Genomic DNA, 18,213 nt, shown 5'->3' with positions numbered 1-18,213 from the left:
TATTATATCACTTATTAGCACTCTTGAAAAATCAACTGTATATTAAAAATAGAAAATAAAAAGTGATAGAAGTACCCCTAAAAATAGGCACTTTCTATCACTTTCTTTGCCATCTACATGAAATTAATTGTTGTCTATTTCTTTTTTTCTAAAGTAATAAATAACATAATACCCCAGTAGGCTGACAATCAAACTATTCCCTAATAAAACATACCAGTTTTCGACCTGTTCATTAGTTCTTGGTAACTTTTTCTTGGCAAGTGTCGTTGTGTTCGGTAACTTATTTTTGTTTGCTTGCGTTGTCGTTTTTTCTTTTGGTACTTGCGGATCAACGATAGGCGGAACTGATTCTTTTTCGTATACATAGATTATTTTTTGTGGTGCTTCTGTAAACATCACTTCATCTATTCTGGCTAACTGATCCATCTTATTCCTTAATTGAGGCGTTGCTTTTTGTACTTCTTTAAAACGGAAGCCAGCAATTTCTTTTGGTTTAACTGTTTGTTTTGTGCCAACTTTTCCTGTTAATACATCATCATCATCAATTTTATTTCCTTTTGTATCTACATGTTGAAATAGAATTTCTCCTGTTATATGCTCGTTTTCTATAGTTAATTCATGATTTAGGTGCTCAGGATCGATCGTGATTTCTTCCTTATAATCTTTCAGATGATAACCAACTGGCGCTTTTGTTTCAGTGAGTGTATACGTACCTTGAGAGATTTTGTCAACCTCAGCGATACCATTCTCATCTGTTGTCAATTTGAGTTGCCTTGTTGGATCATTTTTAGAAACCAGCGTAAATTCAGCCCCGCTCAGAACTTGCTTCGTTTCTTGATCGATTTTTTTCACACGGACCGTTCCAGTTAGTAGTTGGTTGACTTTGGTTCCTGTGACCGCTGTTTCTGATTCGATCAACTCTTTCGTCAATGTTAATGCAACTGGTTCTTTATCTAATTCGTAACCGCTAGGTGCTTCTACTTCTGTAAAGGCATATTCACCCTCTGACAGGTCAGAAACTGTAACCAAGCCTTGTTCATTTGAATTGAATATGTGGGCTAATTTTTGATCCTCCGTCCAACTAGGCTGTCCTTGTTCATCTATCTGGTAGTATTTTTTTTCTGGATTACTATGAGATAAAATGAACTTAGCATCTGGTAACGCATCACCTTTTGGATCTTCTTTTTTCAACTCTAGAGTTCCTGTTGTGATGATTGGTTGGTTTTCAACAACAGTTATATAAGTTGGATCATCAATATCCTCATCAGATTTTGTTGATAAAAGTACACCTTTTTGATACTCGTCAGATAATTTATACCCATCTGGCGCTGTAATTTCTTTGATTAAATACTCACCTTCGGCCACTGATTTAAAGGTAGCATTCCCTTCTTGATCAGACGTTACCTTTAGTCCTAATGATTGATTGCTTTCTTTATCAAACAGTTCAAAAACGGCTCCTTTTAAAGGTTCTTGTGTACGTGCATCAACTTTTTTCAATGGAATCTGACCGACGCCTTTTCCAGAACCAGAACCACTTGTGACCGTATGATTTACTGTTGCCCAATCTGTTTTGATTGCATTATCATTTGAAAACACAGCTGTATTAAGTACATTTGCTGATTTTGTCGTAACTGTTTGATAATCGACAGAAACTCCTCGAGTTTCTTTTTTAAAAGTGATTTTAAAATAATTCGTCTCATAATTTTTCAAAAGTGCGCCTGCCGCACTTTGATTCGGATCGTAAGTGAAGGTAATTTCATAGTCTTCACCTAAGCTGAGAACCTTATTAGTGACTAAATCTCTAACAACAAACGCATCATTCCCTATCACAAAGTTAGTATTTTCAGCTTTCGATAAATCACTTAGTGTGAAGCTATCTTCTAAAACTAAATTTTTATACGGACGGTTTTCCGGCATAGTATTCGTTTGAATATGCCAATTAGCAAGTTTGTTATCCGCTAGCGAAATTCTTCCATACTTATAAGTATTGATCCCCAAAGCAACTGTTTCTTCCGCTTTAAGCTCGTGTTGATAGTCATTTTCATCGCTGATTTTAGCGATATTCGTAAATTTAGTGTAGTAATCGGAAACAGGTGCTGTAGCTGGTGCTGTTTTATATCGAATTGCTACTTTTTTGTTGCCAATAGCTGAAAATTCTAAATGAATGTGATTGTCTTTGATTTCCATAACAGTTGGATAACGGGGATCTCCTGGTTGGATTGCTGCTCCTGTCAGAACAACTTCTTTACCATCTTCATTGACAATCTTGTCTAGTTCGAGAATCTCGATCGAGTCCTTATCTAATTTTTGAATCGATTCTATTTCATCATCTAAAATAAGATTTTTATATTTATGACGCTCTTCATTAATCCCAATCGTCCAAGTAAATAATCCAGCCGTATTCGCATACGTAACATTTTTCTTACCACCCTCAACTAAAAAGTTAGGAATATTAAATGTCACTGAAGCTTCCATCGGAATATTTCCATTACCTGCCAGAGAGACCTTATTACTTAGTTCGTCGCCTACTTTAACATCTGTATTGTCAAATTTGCTTGTATATGTCAAAACATATTTATTTGTTGTGACACCACTATGAACACCCAACATGTCCACTGTAAAACCAGAATTCGTTTTTTGGATCGTATAATCTTGTCCTGCAACTAATGGGTGCTTTGTTTTATCGTCCCCTTTAGCATAATAGTAAAAATCAGCTGAACCGTCCACTAGCTCTTTTACTCGCTCGCCAAACTCATCAATCATTTTATTGAACTGCATTCCCCAATGTTTATTATTAACAATGATCGACCAGTCTACTGTACCAGCTGTCATATCTAGAGAATCTTCTTCTAGTATTTTAGAAATATTTGATGGGGCTAGATTGATCTTTGCAGTGTCACTTCCTAACGTATCTGAAGCTTCATTTTCAATCACACGGGGGCTAGGATTTTGAACCGCTGTTTCATAGACAAACCGATACGCCTGAGTTGAAGGTGTGCTTGGGTTATTGTTATACGTGTAATCCGTTGTATATTGACCAAAACCACTTGTATCCCAAAGATTTGATGAAACAAAACCACCTTGGCTGATTGAATTGGTACCATAAACATATAAATAATAAATTTTTAGGTTTGAAAAAGTTAAATCATTAGCAACTTCATCCTTGATGATGTCTGTAAACTTGCTTCCTTGCATTAGCTCTGTATTGTCCAAATTATAATCGATTGTCCAAACGATTGTATTTGTTTTGACATTGTACTCACCTTTTTTGGTTATATGAGGATTGTGATTATATTGGAAATATACATAGTTTGTAAGAGCTGTTCCATAAATAGTAGCCTGAGTTCTCAGATAATATAGTTCTTCATTCACGATCGAATTTTCTTCAATAACTGATTCATACGTCAGGATTACCGCTTTATTTGTTTCTTTATTTAAGGTAACTTCCAAATTTGCATCGTTTTGTTGAAGTGTATACTCGCCACTCCCTAACAAAACAGGTTCGCCAATCAACTTGCCCCCCATTGAAACGTCTTGTTCAAAGACTTTCACATTCTTGATATTGATATAAGCAGATGCATCTTCTATCTGACTCGAACCGTTTTTATTGATCATGTTTTTGACCACTATTTTTTGATTTGGCTGGATAGTTTCTCGATTAATATTGGTTTTTATTTCTGTCGATACTATATCTGTATTAAATTTTTTATTTTTATTCAGAGTAATGCTTCCTTCACCTGAAAGTTTAAATAAAATATCGTATTGTTTTGCCTGGTTGTTCGCTAATGGAAAAACAATCGTTTTAAGTAAGTCACTATCATCGCTATATGGAATAAAGCTTGTTTCAATATCGATTTGATATTTTCCATTAACTACTGTTTCATTAAAAACGATGGTAAGTTTTCCGGTTGTGTCGATAGTCCAGTTTCCGACTGTTGCTAATTTTCCGGATATGTTGTTTGAAATCGCAATATCTGCTGGCAATTGATACTCATATGTTCCAGCTTGGATTGTTTGATTTTCGGCCCCAACTTGTAAGGTTAACTTCAATGGTGCTTGTCTTTGAGGTCGATTCGTCGTGGTGTTGAATTCTGCTCCTTTTGAATCCGTCAAGGTAACATTTGTGATTAGATTCTCAGTTTGTTTTACTTTTGCTTGGCTTGGCTCCATCCGAGCCTCAGCAGACGAGCTTTCTACTGATTCTCCTGGTACATCTATGCTTTCAGATATTTCTTTCGATTCAGTCGAATTTTCCGTTGTAGCATCTGTTGAAACTTCACTTGGAGCTGCGCTTTCTGATGAAGCTTCATTGTTCAATGTCTCACTTGTTGGATTATTCATCGAAGTTTCAGAAGTTTCTTCTGGTACCAAAGTTTCAGCAAGACTAACAACAGGAATCAAACAGTTTGCAATCATAAAAAACAATACCATTATTATCCAAAATTTCTGTTTTTTCATTTGTGCCCTCTCCTCTATTTAATAAAAAAAATATAACTATCATTATCTTACCATAAATTTTAAATATTTATAGTTAAAATCACAAAATTTTTTAATTTAAATAGAAATAAAAAAACATAACTGCTTAAAACAGTTATGTTTTTTTATTATTTTATATTAGTAGGTTCTTTCTGTTGCCACTCTTTTGAATAGAATGATGGATCGAGTTTATAAGTTATTTTTTTGGATGAATCTTTTTCAAGGAATGGCTGAATTCGTTGATCAGCAGCAAGCCAACCTCTCCAGCCTAAATGAATCGTATCAGCCATAAAATATTGAGTATCACAATCTTTAGTAAAATCTGCAATATTGGTAAATCCTTGACTGGTTAATTGATACTTGACCTTTTTGGCGAATTCTTGCAACATCTCTTGGGAAAGTCCTGTAAAATCTGACCAATGCTTATTCACTGGCGGAATAATAAACAATACTTCTGCATTGTCTTGTGCCAATTGACTTAGTACTAACTGTAAATCAGAAAATTCCGGTGAAAAACGATAATCCAATTGTTTTTGTGCGTTCTCTAAACGATTTAGTTTCTTTTTCAGGCGTTTTTCATAAAATTGATTAGAAATCTCAAATGAATTATTACTAGTCGCTTTCTGCCCTATTTCAGCTGCAAGTTGATCTAATTTATTCACATTATAAAGATTTGGTAAAGGTTTTTTTGCTTTTTCAATTGCTTTTTCTTTGCTTACCATCCCAATTTTACTAAATAGTTCATCTTCTCGAGAAAACATATTGATCATCAAATCAATGTACTGCTTATCTGATTCACTCGGTAATTGTCCGGAGATAATATCTTTTAAAGCATGGTCTAATCGCTTATCTTCTTTTACTTTTGGAAAGTCCATTAAGCGTTTCGCTAGATAAACATCGTCTGCTGTTACCTGCTTTAAATCACTAACCCACTGATAAGTCTGCAACTCAGAATAGTAGGCATTGAAATAATCATTCGTTACGCCATCTTTCACAAACCACTGTGGTGAAATAATAAAGACCACCTTTTTATGAGAAAGATTTTCTCCCATAGATTGCATCATTAAAGCCTGTGTTAAGGACTGTGTACCCGGCGCTCCTAATAAGAAGGGACGATAGTTTCGATCGTATTTTTCTGCTAAAACCGAAGGATGAAACGGACTGATTCGACTCAGCTCAGAAGAACCAAAAAATGGAATGTATTCCTTAGAATCAATTGCTTTATTTTTAATGGCATTTCCTCTAAGCACATTAGTTGCCATAGAAGTGGACGCATCTGCTAAAACATTTTTGCTATCCATATCCATTTTAAAGGGTGCAAAGAAAAAAATGACTAGTAGAACCGCTGAAATCAAGATTGGTCCAAAAATCCCAAAGAGCTTTTTCTTCATGCTCATTATTGTAATGCTTTCACTTGTTCGATAACTTTATTTGGTGTGTTCCATAAATCGCGGTCAAATTCTGAAACTGGTACTTGTACACCTAATTGTCCATCGATTTCAACTAGTAGCTGAACAGTTGCTAGTGAATCCATCAAGCCTTCTTCAAATAAATCGACATCTCTATTTTCTTTCACTTCATCTGTCCCAGCAATTTCTTCTAAAATATCTAAAACTGTTTCTTCTATGTTCATGTGTAGTTCTCCTCTATTCGTACAGTTTTTCGCTGTATGTTATTTTTTATTTAAAGAATAATGTATCCAAAAATCCTGAAAAAATCAAGAAACTAAAGCAAACTGCATTAAAAGTTAAGAAAATCGCAAAAGCATGTGTGAATTTATTTGATGGGATTTGCTCTTTATGTTTTTTCTTGAAACGCAACCAAGCATCTGTCAAACAAATCAATGCTGCATGATAAAATCCGTAAGCTAGATAATACCATGTTAATCCATGCCAAACGCCCATCAATAAGAACAAGGCAAAATAGCCAACGTTTGAAGCTACGATTCTACTCTTAAATACTTTTTTCTTGATCAAAGTAAACATCAAACGCATATAAACATAATCCCGAAACCAAAACGATAGTGTCATATGCCAACGATTCCAGAACTCTTTGATATTCCAGCTCAAGAAAGGTTTATTAAAGTTGATCGGTGTATCATATCCCATTAAATAGCTAGTTCCTACTGCAAATAAACTATAACCAGCAAAATCAAAGAATAAATACATACTATAAATATACATATATGCAACTAATTCCCAAGAAAAACCACCTGTTTTAACAGCCATCTTAGCCACAACCGGCATCAACACTTGTCCAAAATAATACCCAATAATAAATTTATATAAGAATCCTAGGAAAAAATTATGAATTCCTTTTCCTAAAAAATCAACGTATTTTTCAGGTGTGGGCGGATTTTCAACATCTTTTTCAAAACGGCGATAACGATCGATCGGTCCAGATGAAATCGTTGGAAAGAACAACAGAAATTCAATATAACGGAATATATTGTATTCTTTGATCGAACCATCACGCATTTCCATAATGATTTGTACAGATTTGAAAGTTAAATACGAGATTCCTAGAAATCCTAACAATGAGGCGTGTCCTGAAACAAAAGGCACAACCTTCACTAAAACCAACGGTAAAATGGCCAAAAATACAGCTAAGTAAAAAATTATACTTGTATTTTTCTTTTGACGATAATGAAAATAGAACCAAACTAAAATCGTTTGCCAGATAACATAAACGATCAATGCTACACCTTGTTTCCAGTCTTCACCACCAAAACTCATATACAAGAATAAGACTGTAACTAAAACCTGATACCACGACCAACGCTTTCCTTTGATCAATAGTGTGAGGATCATTGGCGTAAGTGCAATTAGTAAATAAATAAAGTAAATTGGATTCGCATAAGGAATCATATGAGGAAAGTCGATCACGTTGCATTCACCTCATTCATCAACCCTTTACGGTCGATCTTTCCATTGGCTGTCAGGGGCAATTGATCCACATAAATGAATTTTTGAGGAATCATATAATCCATCACTGACGAGCTTAACTCTTCTTTGATTGCTTTTGTTAATTTAAATTCTTTTTCAAAATCATGAGGATGAGCGACTACAAAAGCGACGAGTTGCTGAACCTTATGATTTTGGTATTTTGGAACAACGGCTGCCTGTTTTACATAAGAAACACTCGCTAAATGATGATCGATGTCTTCAAGCTCTATTCGGTAACCATGAAGTTTTATCTGAAAATCCATTCGTCCATCATAAATCAGCATACCATTTTTTAATTTTCCAGCATCACCTGTACGATAAGCAGGTTGTCCTTTATACTCAAAAAAGGCATCTGCTGTTTTTTCAGGATTGTGCAGGTATCCTTTAGAAACACTCGGACCTGCAATCACGATTTCACCAACTTCATCTTCTTGAAGTTCCAAGTCTTCGTTCATGATATAAACATCGGTGTCCTCTTTAACATACCCAATTGGAACGCGGCTATATTCATCTAAAAGCTCTTGTGTGATTTCTACACCAGAAATAGCTACAGTTGCCTCTGTTGGTCCATAGGTATTAAAAATACGTGCTTTTGGGAATCTTTCCAATAATTTCTGCGCTGTAGCTTTAGGTAGCTCTTCTCCGCAAAATAGAAAAATCTTCAAACTATCAACATGTTCTCCATCAAATGTCGGTTCCATCAAACAAATATCCATAAATGATGGCGTTGAAACCCAAACTTCTATTTCTAGACTTGGCAGCACAGTAAATAGTGTTTTAAAGTCATTGATTACATCCTTGCGCATTGGTGTTAAAGAACCACCAGAAGTCAAGGCCGGGTAAACATCCATAACTGATAAATCAAATGAGTATGGGGCTTGAGATAAAAAGCGCATGCCTTCTGTGATCCCAAAATCCGTCAATTCCCAATTAACAAAACTTAAAAGATTTGTATGACTTATTTGAACACCTTTAGGTACACCAGTAGTGCCTGAGGTAAAAATAACATAGTACGTTTCTGATTCAACAACTGGTTCAAAGGACAGGTCTGAACTCACAGCCTTCGTACAAATATCTTGAATTTTTTCTAATGAAACTATTTCAGCATTTGTTTCAAGTCCATTCCATTCTTTAACAGAAAAAATCATTGCTGGATCCGCTACAGCTAAAATCATTTCAACTCTTTCTTTCGGAGTATGTGCTTCAATTGGTATATAAGCATGTCCAGCTTTTGAGGCACCTAAAAAACAAGCCAACATCTCAAACTCTAACTCTCCATAAACAACGATTGGTCGAGAGCGTTCTATGTTTTTCTGCAAATAAGCAGCAATTGCGTCGGAGTCTTTCTTCAACTCTCCATAAGTATATGTTCGATTGCTTTCAATATAAACGGGACGGTTTGGCTCCTTTATCCCCCAACGATCGATTGCTTCAATAATATTTAAAATCGTCATGAAATAGTTCCTCCCTAAAACTCATTATAAATAAATGAGCCGCCATCAATATTTTTATAATGATATAAATAAATCAACATTAACAGTATTCCAAAATAAAAAACTGTTTTTCCAATGATTTTCCCCCAATACTGTACATTAGGTTTGTCAAAAAATTGTTTCATTTTAATTTATGCCTCCAAAATTACAGTTATTCACATTTTCGTACTGCTATTGTAATCAAAAGCGCGGGGAAAAGAAACTTAATTCGTAAATAAAAAATTTTTTTCCACTAACAATTTTGTCACTTCTGCATAAAAAAAGGCGGGACAAAAAATGAAAAAGATTGTTCCACCCCTTTTATAGTAAAAAAATACAAGAAAAACTATTTTTTAAAATCATTTTTTTTGATTGAAAGATGTATTCAATCACTTAACAAAAAATTAAGCAATTATTGATCTCTTCTGTGGATGATACGCGAATAAATCGCAGAAGTTAAGAAATAATAAGCAAGATAAACCAAAATCAACAGACCACAAGAAAGATAGGCCAACCAATAACCAGAACTTGATATATATTTACTAAACACATAAATTGCAAAAGAGGCATGTAAAACACCAATGATCATAGGCGGAAAAAAGATGATACTATTTTGCTGATAAACAAGTTTGGTGATTTCCTTCTTAGGAATACCAATCTTCTTTAATAAATCATAACTTTCTTTTTCTCGCTCAGCCTCTGAAAATTGTTGCAGCATCAAAATACTACCCGTGATAATCAAAGCTAAGATGCCCAAAAACATGGCTACATAAATGAATAACCCCATCACTCTTCGCTGATATCTCAAATCCGAAAAACGACTAGTGTAGTTTAACTGCCAATATTCCTGTTCATCATCCTCAGAAAATTCATGGTCATTTTTTTTCTCAGGCTCCCGGCTAGTTTTGTCGGTATAGCCTATCAATTGATTGTTCCTCCACTGATACTTGTAATAAACAGGAGTCTCCCATTTAGGTTTTACGGTCTCAGATAACCTATTTGCAAGTACTTCTTCATCTTTTGCATTAATGTTAAAAGCCATTAGTTTATATGTTATCCCTGAATTTACTGCTTCAAACTGTTCGTCTGATACAACGACTGTTGTAAAACTATATCTCATTAATTCTTGACCTAAGTAATCCGGCCTTATCTCAGATACATGGAGTTTTATTCCATCAGGTAAATTGAAAGTAGAGCCATAACGAATAAATCCACTTAAAATATTTTGAATACTATCTAAAACAACGATATCTTGATCATTTTTCAATTCAATATCTTTTAAATAAGGGTTTATTCTTTGAAATTCCTGATAATTTGAAAGTGACAATAGGTTTATTGGACTTACTGTATTTTGATTTTCTTCCTGTCCAATTTTAAGATGAAATTGACTACCCGTCAACTTATAATTTAATGTGACTAGAGAATCGATTGTTGTATCCGGTTCCTTTTCGATTATTTGCGTGACTTTTTTAAAATCATTCTCAGCTACCATAAAATCGGTTGGTGTCGTTACATTTACTGAATTCATACCGATTGTATAGACAGAAGCTGCACCACCGATCATTCCTAAAGCAATCGCAATAAAAACTGTCACCGCAGATAATGTATTTCCACCTCTTTTTATATGAAGCTTTGTATTTCCCACTGCCAGCATATTTAAATTTCGATAATAATTGAATTTACTCTTACCAAATAAAAAGGCAATCAGATACATCGTGTATTTAAAAAATAAATATGTTCCTACGATACAAATAACCATAATTACCAGTGGCGCAATGAAAAAACCAGCAAAACCAAATCTCGTATGCATTAAAATAGTGCCAAAACGAATAACATTATACGATAAAAAGTACCCTGTGAAAATAAATAGAATGCCTAGAATACCTAAAAAAATCTTCAATATAGGTAGTTTCTTTGAATTCTCCATACTTTTCTCAATTGGCTTAAACAAATTTGTCACTTGATAGCGATATACTAACCAACTGCTTCGTAGTGAAACCATTAACAACATAAAAAGAAATGCTAGACTTGTTTGGATCATAGATGGAATCGAAACAAAAAACAGACTCTCTACTTGTAAAAACATTGCTTTTGCTAAAATCATAGAAAACAATTTAGAAAAAACAATGCCCAAAAGAATCCCCGTAACTAACGATAATGCCCCTAAGATCAGTGTTTCCACAAAAAACAAAAAAGATATCTGTCCTTTTCGCATACCAATTAAATGATACAGACCAATTTCTTTTCCCCTTTTTAATAAGAAGAAATGATTTGCTGCAAACATAAAACCTAAAATCATGATCACAACCAAAATGCCACCCAAATTCATCGCACCATTGATGTGAACCTCTTGCCCAACTCTATTAGCTAATGTTCTGTTGTAGGTGATTGCACTAAAACAGTAGTAAACAACTACCGCAAAAGTCATACTGACAAAATAAACTAAGTAGTTGAGAAATTGACCTTTAAAATTTTTCCAAGACAAGTTAAAAATCATTGGCACGCCCACCTCCGCCAATCGTTGCCTGCATATCGATCAATCGGTTAAAGAATTCCTTTCTTGAGCCTTGACGAACGACTTCTGAAAAAATCACACCATCTTTGATAAATAAAATACGATTACAATAACTCGCAGTATAAGGATCATGGGTGACCATCATGATTGTTGCATCATCTTGTAAGTTCATATTGGTCATATATTGAAGCAACTCAGCCGCTGATTTTGAATCTAACGATCCAGTAGGTTCATCTGCAAAAATGATCTTAGGTTTGGTGATCAATGCTCGTGCTGCAGCTACACGTTGTTTTTGACCAACTGAAATCATATTTGGATAAGCGTTCAACAATTGATCGATTCCCAAAACGCTTGTAACATGGCTTAAACGCTGCTCCATCTCAACCAACGGCATCCGATCTACAGCTAAAGGCAGCAAGATATTATCTTTGACAGTCAGTGTATCCATTAAATTAAAGTTTTGAAAAATAAACCCTAATTTTTTTCGGCGAAAATCACTGATTTGATTATCTCGCATTTTCAAAATATCTTGACCATCGATTTGGACACTCCCAGTTGTTGGTAGTGCGATGGTTGATATTGTACTCAATAATGTTGACTTCCCCGCCCCACTTGGACCCATGATACCAACAAATTCGCCTTGTTCAACAGAAAAGGAAATATTATTTAAAACTTGTACTCGATTACTTCGGTAGCCATACAATTTACTTAAATGATTCACTTCTAAAATTTTTTTCATAGATTTCGCTCCAGTTTATTCATTGTCCTTATTCTACCAATATTTAGTGCAACTGAACATCGTTTCCTCTTACAATTAAGTAATAATAAAAATTTTTTTAGTAATAACTTATTTTTCTAAGTTAAATGTTGTGACAATTTCCACAAACCTTTTAGGGAGTTGTTTTCACTTTATTTTCATTTCTCATAAACACTATATGTAGTTGCTATACAGGAATATAAATTAAATTTCACACTATATATAGTTGAAAGATTCAATGAATTGTTTTATGATAAGGAAGGAATAAATCTATGAGGAGATGGGTAGCAAATGATGGAGATAAAGCAAGCTAATAATGAAGTGAGTTCTACTAATTCCACCTTGAGCACGATGAAAATCGTCAAAAGAGATGGACGGTTGGTTGATTTTGATGATCAAAAAATTTATGATGCCTTGATCAAAGCTGAACAAAAAATCCGAGGTTCTTTGGATCCACTTGCTCATGAGCGCATTCAAGAAATCGTCGAACGAATTGATCAAGAAATTTCAGATCGCTTCTCAGATAATGTCAAAATTTATGAAATTCAAAATATCGTCGAACATATATTACTTACGAAAAATGAATATGAACTGGCAGAAGAATACATCAACTATCGCACACGTCGTGATTTTGAGCGTAGTAAAGCCACTGACATCAATTTCACAATTAGTAAATTGATCAACAAAGACCAGTCTGTGGTAAATGAGAATGCGAATAAAGATAGTGATGTTTTTAATACACAACGTGATTTGACTGCCGGCATCGTAGGTAAATCAATTGGTTTGAAAATGCTGCCTCCTCATGTTGCAAATGCACACCAAAAAGGCGACATCCATTATCATGATTTAGATTATCATCCATATACCCCAATGACAAACTGCTGTTTGATTGATTTTAAAGGGATGCTAAATAATGGATTCAAGATCGGCAATGCTGAAGTCGAATCACCTAAGTCGATTCAAACGGCTACAGCCCAAATTTCTCAAATCATAGCAAACGTAGCTTCTAGTCAATATGGTGGTTGTTCTGCTGACCGTGTGGATGAATTATTAGCTCCATTTGCTGAATTAAATTATCAAAAACATTTAGATGATGCCAGAGAATGGATCGATGGTTCTGCGCGCCAAGAAGAATATGCCAAAGCAAAAACACAAAAAGATATTTATGACGCCATGCAAAGCTTAGAATACGAAATCAATACATTGTTCACATCTAATGGACAAACACCCTTCACTTCTTTAGGTTTCGGATTAGGATTAAGCTGGTTTGAACGCGAGATTCAACGAGCGATTTTACAAATTAGAATCAATGGTTTAGGTAGTGAAAAAAGAACGGCGATTTTTCCTAAATTGATTTTTACTTTAAAACGCGGTGTAAACTTAAATGAAACTGATCCAAACTACGATGTAAAACAACTTGCATTGGAATGTGCGACAAAAAGAATGTATCCAGATATTTTAAATTATGATAAATTAGTTGATTTAACGGGAAGCTTTAAAGTACCAATGGGATGTCGTTCTTTCTTACAAGGATGGAAAGACGAACAAGGAGAAGAAATCAATGTTGGTCGTATGAACTTAGGCGTTGTTACTCTAAATCTCCCTAGAATTGCTATGGAAGCTCATGGTGATGTGGATAAGTTCTGGACACTTCTTGCTGAACGCTTAGAAATTATGAAAGATGCGTTAGTTTACCGAGTTGAACGCTGTAAAGAAGCAACACCTGCCAACGCACCGATTCTCTATATGTATGGAGCATTTGGTAAACGTTTAGCTAGAAAAGACTCTGTAAACGAATTATTTAAAAATAAACGTGCGACTGTTTCGTTAGGATACATCGGCTTATATGAAGTCGCTTCTGCTTTTTATGGCGGCGAATGGGAGTCCGATCCAAAAGCCAAAGACTTTACGATCTCAATTTTGAAAGATTTAAAAGCACATGCAGATAAATGGGGCAATGATTACGGTTATCACTTTAGCGTTTATTCAACTCCAAGCGAAAGTTTAACGGATCGCTTCTGTCGCTTAGATACTGAAAAATTTGGTGTGATTGAAAATATCACAGATAAAGAATATTATACAAATAGTTTTCACTATGATGTACGTAAAAATCCAACACCGTTTGAAAAGCTAGATTTCGAAAAAGATTATCCACAATATTGTTCTGGTGGTTTCATCCATTACTGCGAATACCCAGTTTTACAACAAAACCCGAAAGCATTAGAATCCGTTTGGGATTATGCCTATGATCGGGTTGGTTATCTAGGAACCAATACACCAATCGATCATTGTTATGAATGTAACTTTGAAGGAGATTTCAATCCAACCGAACGCGGTTTTGAATGTCCACAATGCGGCAATCACGATCCTAAATCATGTGATGTTGTCAAACGTACCTGTGGCTATCTTGGCAATCCACAAGCAAGACCCATGGTTCATGGTCGACACAAAGAAATTTCGTCACGTGTAAAACATATGAAGTAACATGTAAACAGGAGACAGAATCGAGAAAACGATGCTCAATGCAGCACCTTGCAGGCATCGTTTTTAGTTGAAAGGATGACTAAAATTGAGAAATCCTAAACCACAAGAATGGTTAGCAGATGAGCTTAGTCAAAATTATATTGGTGATTATAAAGCGTTTAACTTTGTAGATGGTGAAGGCGTACGAAATAGCTTATACGTCAGTGGCTGTTTATTTGCTTGTGAAGGTTGCTTTAACCAAGCAGTTCAAAATTTCCGTTACGGTAAACCCTTTACCAAAGAATTAGAAGATAAAATCATCGAAGATCTATCTCATGATTATGTTCAGGGACTGACTTTATTAGGCGGAGAACCCTTTTTGAATACAGCCGTTTGTTTGACCGTTGTAGATCGAGTTCATGAGGAATTTGGCTCTAAAAAAGATATCTGGTCATGGTCTGGCTACACATTTGAAGAGTTATTATTAGAATCTAAAGACAAGCTGGAACTGTTAAATAAAATCGATATTCTCGTAGATGGACGATTTGAATTATCAAAAAGAAATTTAAATCTCCAATTCAGAGGTAGCAGTAATCAACGAATTCTTGATGTCAAAAAATCTCTAGCCTGTGGCAAAGCTGTGATTTGGGACAAATGCCACGATGCCGAACAAGCGTATGAACAAATAAAAAAAGGAACGTTGATTTAAAATCAATGTAATGCTGATTAAGAAATGATGCAAGAACCAGTGATCAAGTTTCTTAATCGGCTTTACTTTTTCTGGAATCAAGTTTTTATGTGAACGAAGCAGAATATCTACTTTATTATTAAAAAATAGAGCAAGACAACACTAAAAAAACGAGTGTTGTCTTGCTCTATTCTTGTCTAAATGGAGCTTTCTTTAAAAAAAGCAAGAATTTCTGAACGAATTTTACTATGATCGACAATAGGAGTCGGATAATCGTCACCTAGAGAAACCCCAGAAGATTTTTGAATGTCAACTGGCATCTTATTGGGTTCATGAATATATTTATTTGGTACATTTTTCAATTCCGGAATAAACTGACGAATAAACTCTCCATAAGGATCAAATTTTTCACCTTGTGTCGTAGGATTAAAAATTCTAAAATAAGGTACGGCGTCTGTTCCTGTAGATGCTGCCCATTGCCATCCGCCAATGTTACTTGCTGCATCATAATCAATCAATTTTTGCTGGAAATATTTCTCCCCCATCCGCCAATCGATCATTAAATCTTTTGTCAAAAAAGAAGCGACGATCATTCGCAAACGATTATGCATCCATCCCGTTTGATTAAGTTGTCTCATACCAGCATCAACAATTGGGTAACCAGTTTGTCCATTTTTCCATCTCTCAAAGAATGGTTGATTATAACTCCATTGTAATTGTCGATACTGGTCTTTTATTTCTTGTGTTTTTTGTTTAGGATTTTCAAAATAAATCATATTATAAAAATCACGCCAGCAAAGTTCTGAAATAAATGTCTGCCGACCATCCGAATCAGGTTCAGCATTTAGCGCATGCCATACTTTACGAATTGATAATTCACCCGTTCTCAAAAATCTTGATAATTTACTTGTTTGGTCTGAAAAAGGGTAATCTCGTCCTTTTTGATAATTATGTAGATGATGCTTTATGAATTCTGTTAAATACTCCTCAGCCACGGTCTCACCACATTCATAATCAAAGGGCAAGTCTATTTTTTTTATGATTTGCTTAAACTGATTTTCTCCTTCACTAAATAATGGATGTGTAAGCTTTGCAAAAGATCTGTTAAGCTTTGTTGCTCTTTGATACGGTCGCTTAGGCATTGTCAGCCATTTACGAAAATAGGGCGTAAATACTTTATAGTTTTCACCTGTCGGTTTTTTAATCTCCTCTACACCATGCAAATGACTATCTTGATAAGAATAAACTTGAATCTGATGCTCTTCAAAAAAAACAGTCATTTCTTGATCTCGTTGTCTGCCAAAGCCGCGTTCATCTTGATTAAAATATACTGTATCCCAATCTTGAAAGGTCTTTTTTAGGACTGTAAAATTTTCTTTTATATTTCCATATAAAAAATGAATCGCAATATTATGTTTTTTAGCATGCTCATAAAAAGTAAATAAACTAGAGAAAAAAGCATCCTGATTGTAACTGTTTTCCAAAAATTGTAATGGATTTAATTGAAAAAGGCAGATGAGTTCATCTGTATCTTCACTATTTTCTATCATCTTATCAAAAGCGGTGTTGTCGTCTAAGCGAAGATCTTTACGAAACCACATAATTGTTTTGCTCATTGGCTTTTTTCCTTTCTTATTTATTAATAGGTCATAGTGTGCGTACCAATTTATCCTTAAAATTTAAAGCTGTTTTTTTAGACCAACTAGTTTCAATTCTATCGTTTAATTCTTTAATGTTTCACCTTCTTCAGGCTTTTGTTTTTCCCACAAAGGTAAAACCATATTCTCATAAGCCATTGGATCAAGGTTCGTCAATGTAATCCCTAACAATCGAATCCCTTGTTCCAAACCAAGAATTTCTTCCCATATCAAATTTGCTTGATAATACAATTCCTCTTTTTTAGAAATATATTCTGGAAGTGTTTGACGTTTCGTTACAGTTGTATAATCTGCATATCGGACTTTTAAAACAACTGTTTTCCCGTGTTTTTGGACTCGTTCTAGTGATTCTTCTACGCGTTCAGCCAACTGGCGTAGCTGAGCAGTTACTTGTGCTTCTGTTGTCAGCGGCGTGCCATATGTATGTTCTTTTCCCACAGATTTACGATCTCTTGTTATATTTACAGGAGAATCATGGATTCCTCGTACTTTTCGATAAAGTGAATAGCCCATCTTACCAAAATTACGGATCAATTCCATCTCATCTTTACTATACAAGTCTTCACCAGTAAAAATGCCTAAATCATGCATTTTTGGTACAGTCTTTTTCCCTACTCCGTGAAATTTTTCGATAGGTAAAGCTTTCAAAAATGTTTCAGCTTCATCTGGCATCACAACAGTTAAGCCTTTAGGTTTTTGAAAATCAGAACCTAATTTTGCCAAAAATTTGTTATAACTAACACCTGCTGAACAAGTTAAGTGAAGTTCATTCCAGATGTCGTATTGTATCAATTTAGCGATCTTGATTGCTGATTTACTGTTTATTTTATTTGTCGTTACATCCAAATAAGCTTCATCTATGGAAACAGGTTCTATTATATCTGTATAACGATGGAAAATTTCCCTTATTTGATGAGAAATTTCGGAATATTTTTCGTAATTGCCTGGCTTAAAAATCGCATCGGGACATAATTCATAAGCTTTCTGGGCACTCATTGCAGAATGAATACCAAATTTACGCGCTTCATAATTTGCAGTAGTCACAACACCTTTACCACCTGTGTCGCTAGGATGACGAGCAATCACTAAGGGGTGCCCCACTAGTTCAGGATGATCACGCTCTTCCACAGAAGCAAAAAAAGCATCCATATCAATATGAATAATCTTACGTGATGTATCCTTCTTTAAGGGAAAACGTAACTCACTGATCATAATTCCCCTCCTCCTTTCAACTATGTG

General features: G+C 34.8%; 12 protein-coding genes. 2 read left to right on the top strand and 10 right to left on the bottom strand.

The features are described 5' to 3' along the window. Positions 1-123: 123 nt before the first annotated feature. From A5821_RS16470 to A5821_RS16435, 8 genes are all read right to left on the bottom strand, one after another. Positions 124-4,458: a SpaA isopeptide-forming pilin-related protein gene (locus A5821_RS16470; protein WP_086312049.1), complete on the bottom strand. Its 4,335-nt coding sequence runs from the start codon at positions 4,456-4,458 to the stop codon at positions 124-126. A 146-nt stretch (positions 4,459-4,604) separates the two neighbouring features. After that, positions 4,605-5,873: a D-alanyl-lipoteichoic acid biosynthesis protein DltD gene (dltD, locus tag A5821_RS16465; protein WP_086312048.1), complete on the bottom strand. Its 1,269-nt coding sequence runs from the start codon at positions 5,871-5,873 to the stop codon at positions 4,605-4,607. Then, entirely contained in the window at positions 5,873-6,109 is a 237-nt protein-coding gene (dltC, locus tag A5821_RS16460; protein ID WP_010760538.1) for a D-alanine--poly(phosphoribitol) ligase subunit DltC, read from the bottom strand. The genes dltD and dltC overlap by 1 nt, the downstream gene beginning before the upstream one ends. Positions 6,110-6,155: 46 nt before the next feature. After that, a complete protein-coding gene (gene dltB, locus A5821_RS16455; protein ID WP_283936092.1) occupies positions 6,156-7,361 on the bottom strand; it encodes a D-alanyl-lipoteichoic acid biosynthesis protein DltB in 1,206 nt (401 codons plus the stop codon). Next, positions 7,358-8,875 carry a D-alanine--poly(phosphoribitol) ligase subunit DltA gene (gene dltA / locus A5821_RS16450; protein WP_086312047.1) on the bottom strand — a complete coding sequence of 506 codons (1,518 nt, stop codon included), beginning with the start codon at positions 8,873-8,875 and terminating at the stop codon, positions 7,358-7,360. The genes dltB and dltA overlap by 4 nt, the downstream gene beginning before the upstream one ends. Before the next feature lie 14 nt (positions 8,876-8,889). Then, a complete protein-coding gene (locus tag A5821_RS16445; protein ID WP_086312046.1) occupies positions 8,890-9,039 on the bottom strand; it encodes a teichoic acid D-Ala incorporation-associated protein DltX in 150 nt (49 codons plus the stop codon). Positions 9,040-9,305: 266 nt separating this feature from the next. Then, entirely contained in the window at positions 9,306-11,390 is a 2,085-nt protein-coding gene (locus A5821_RS16440; RefSeq protein WP_086312045.1) for an ABC transporter permease, read from the bottom strand. After that, positions 11,380-12,147, bottom strand: a complete 768-nt coding sequence (locus tag A5821_RS16435) for an ABC transporter ATP-binding protein (protein WP_086312044.1) — start codon at positions 12,145-12,147, stop codon at positions 11,380-11,382. The genes A5821_RS16440 and A5821_RS16435 overlap by 11 nt, the downstream gene beginning before the upstream one ends. Before the next feature lie 309 nt (positions 12,148-12,456). On the opposite strand from A5821_RS16435, the gene nrdD reads away from it, so the two are divergent. Both nrdD and nrdG read left to right on the top strand, forming a co-directional pair. Beyond that, positions 12,457-14,649, top strand: coding sequence for an anaerobic ribonucleoside-triphosphate reductase (gene nrdD, locus A5821_RS16430; RefSeq protein WP_086312043.1), 2,193 nt, complete (start codon positions 12,457-12,459; stop codon positions 14,647-14,649). 85 nt (positions 14,650-14,734) lie between these two features. Next, positions 14,735-15,337 (top strand): anaerobic ribonucleoside-triphosphate reductase activating protein, encoded by a 603-nt coding sequence (gene nrdG, locus A5821_RS16425; RefSeq protein WP_086312042.1) that lies wholly within the window; start codon positions 14,735-14,737, stop codon positions 15,335-15,337. 176 nt (positions 15,338-15,513) lie between these two features. On the opposite strand, the gene A5821_RS16420 is transcribed toward nrdG, so the two are convergent. Beyond that, positions 15,514-16,932 carry a cryptochrome/photolyase family protein gene (locus A5821_RS16420; protein ID WP_086312041.1) on the bottom strand — a complete coding sequence of 473 codons (1,419 nt, stop codon included), beginning with the start codon at positions 16,930-16,932 and terminating at the stop codon, positions 15,514-15,516. A gap of 105 nt (positions 16,933-17,037) precedes the next feature. Further along, on the bottom strand, positions 17,038-18,186 hold the full coding sequence (gene dinB / locus A5821_RS16415; RefSeq protein WP_086312040.1) for a DNA polymerase IV: 1,149 nt from the start codon (positions 18,184-18,186) through the stop codon (positions 17,038-17,040). Positions 18,187-18,213: the final 27 nt, after the last annotated feature.

It is taken from the genome of Enterococcus sp. 7F3_DIV0205 (genome assembly GCF_002141365.2).
Classification (GTDB): domain Bacteria; phylum Bacillota; class Bacilli; order Lactobacillales; family Enterococcaceae; genus Enterococcus_L; species Enterococcus_L palustris.
The sequence above is the reverse complement of the archived record's forward strand: the minus strand, read 5'-3'. Positions and strand labels throughout refer to the sequence as shown.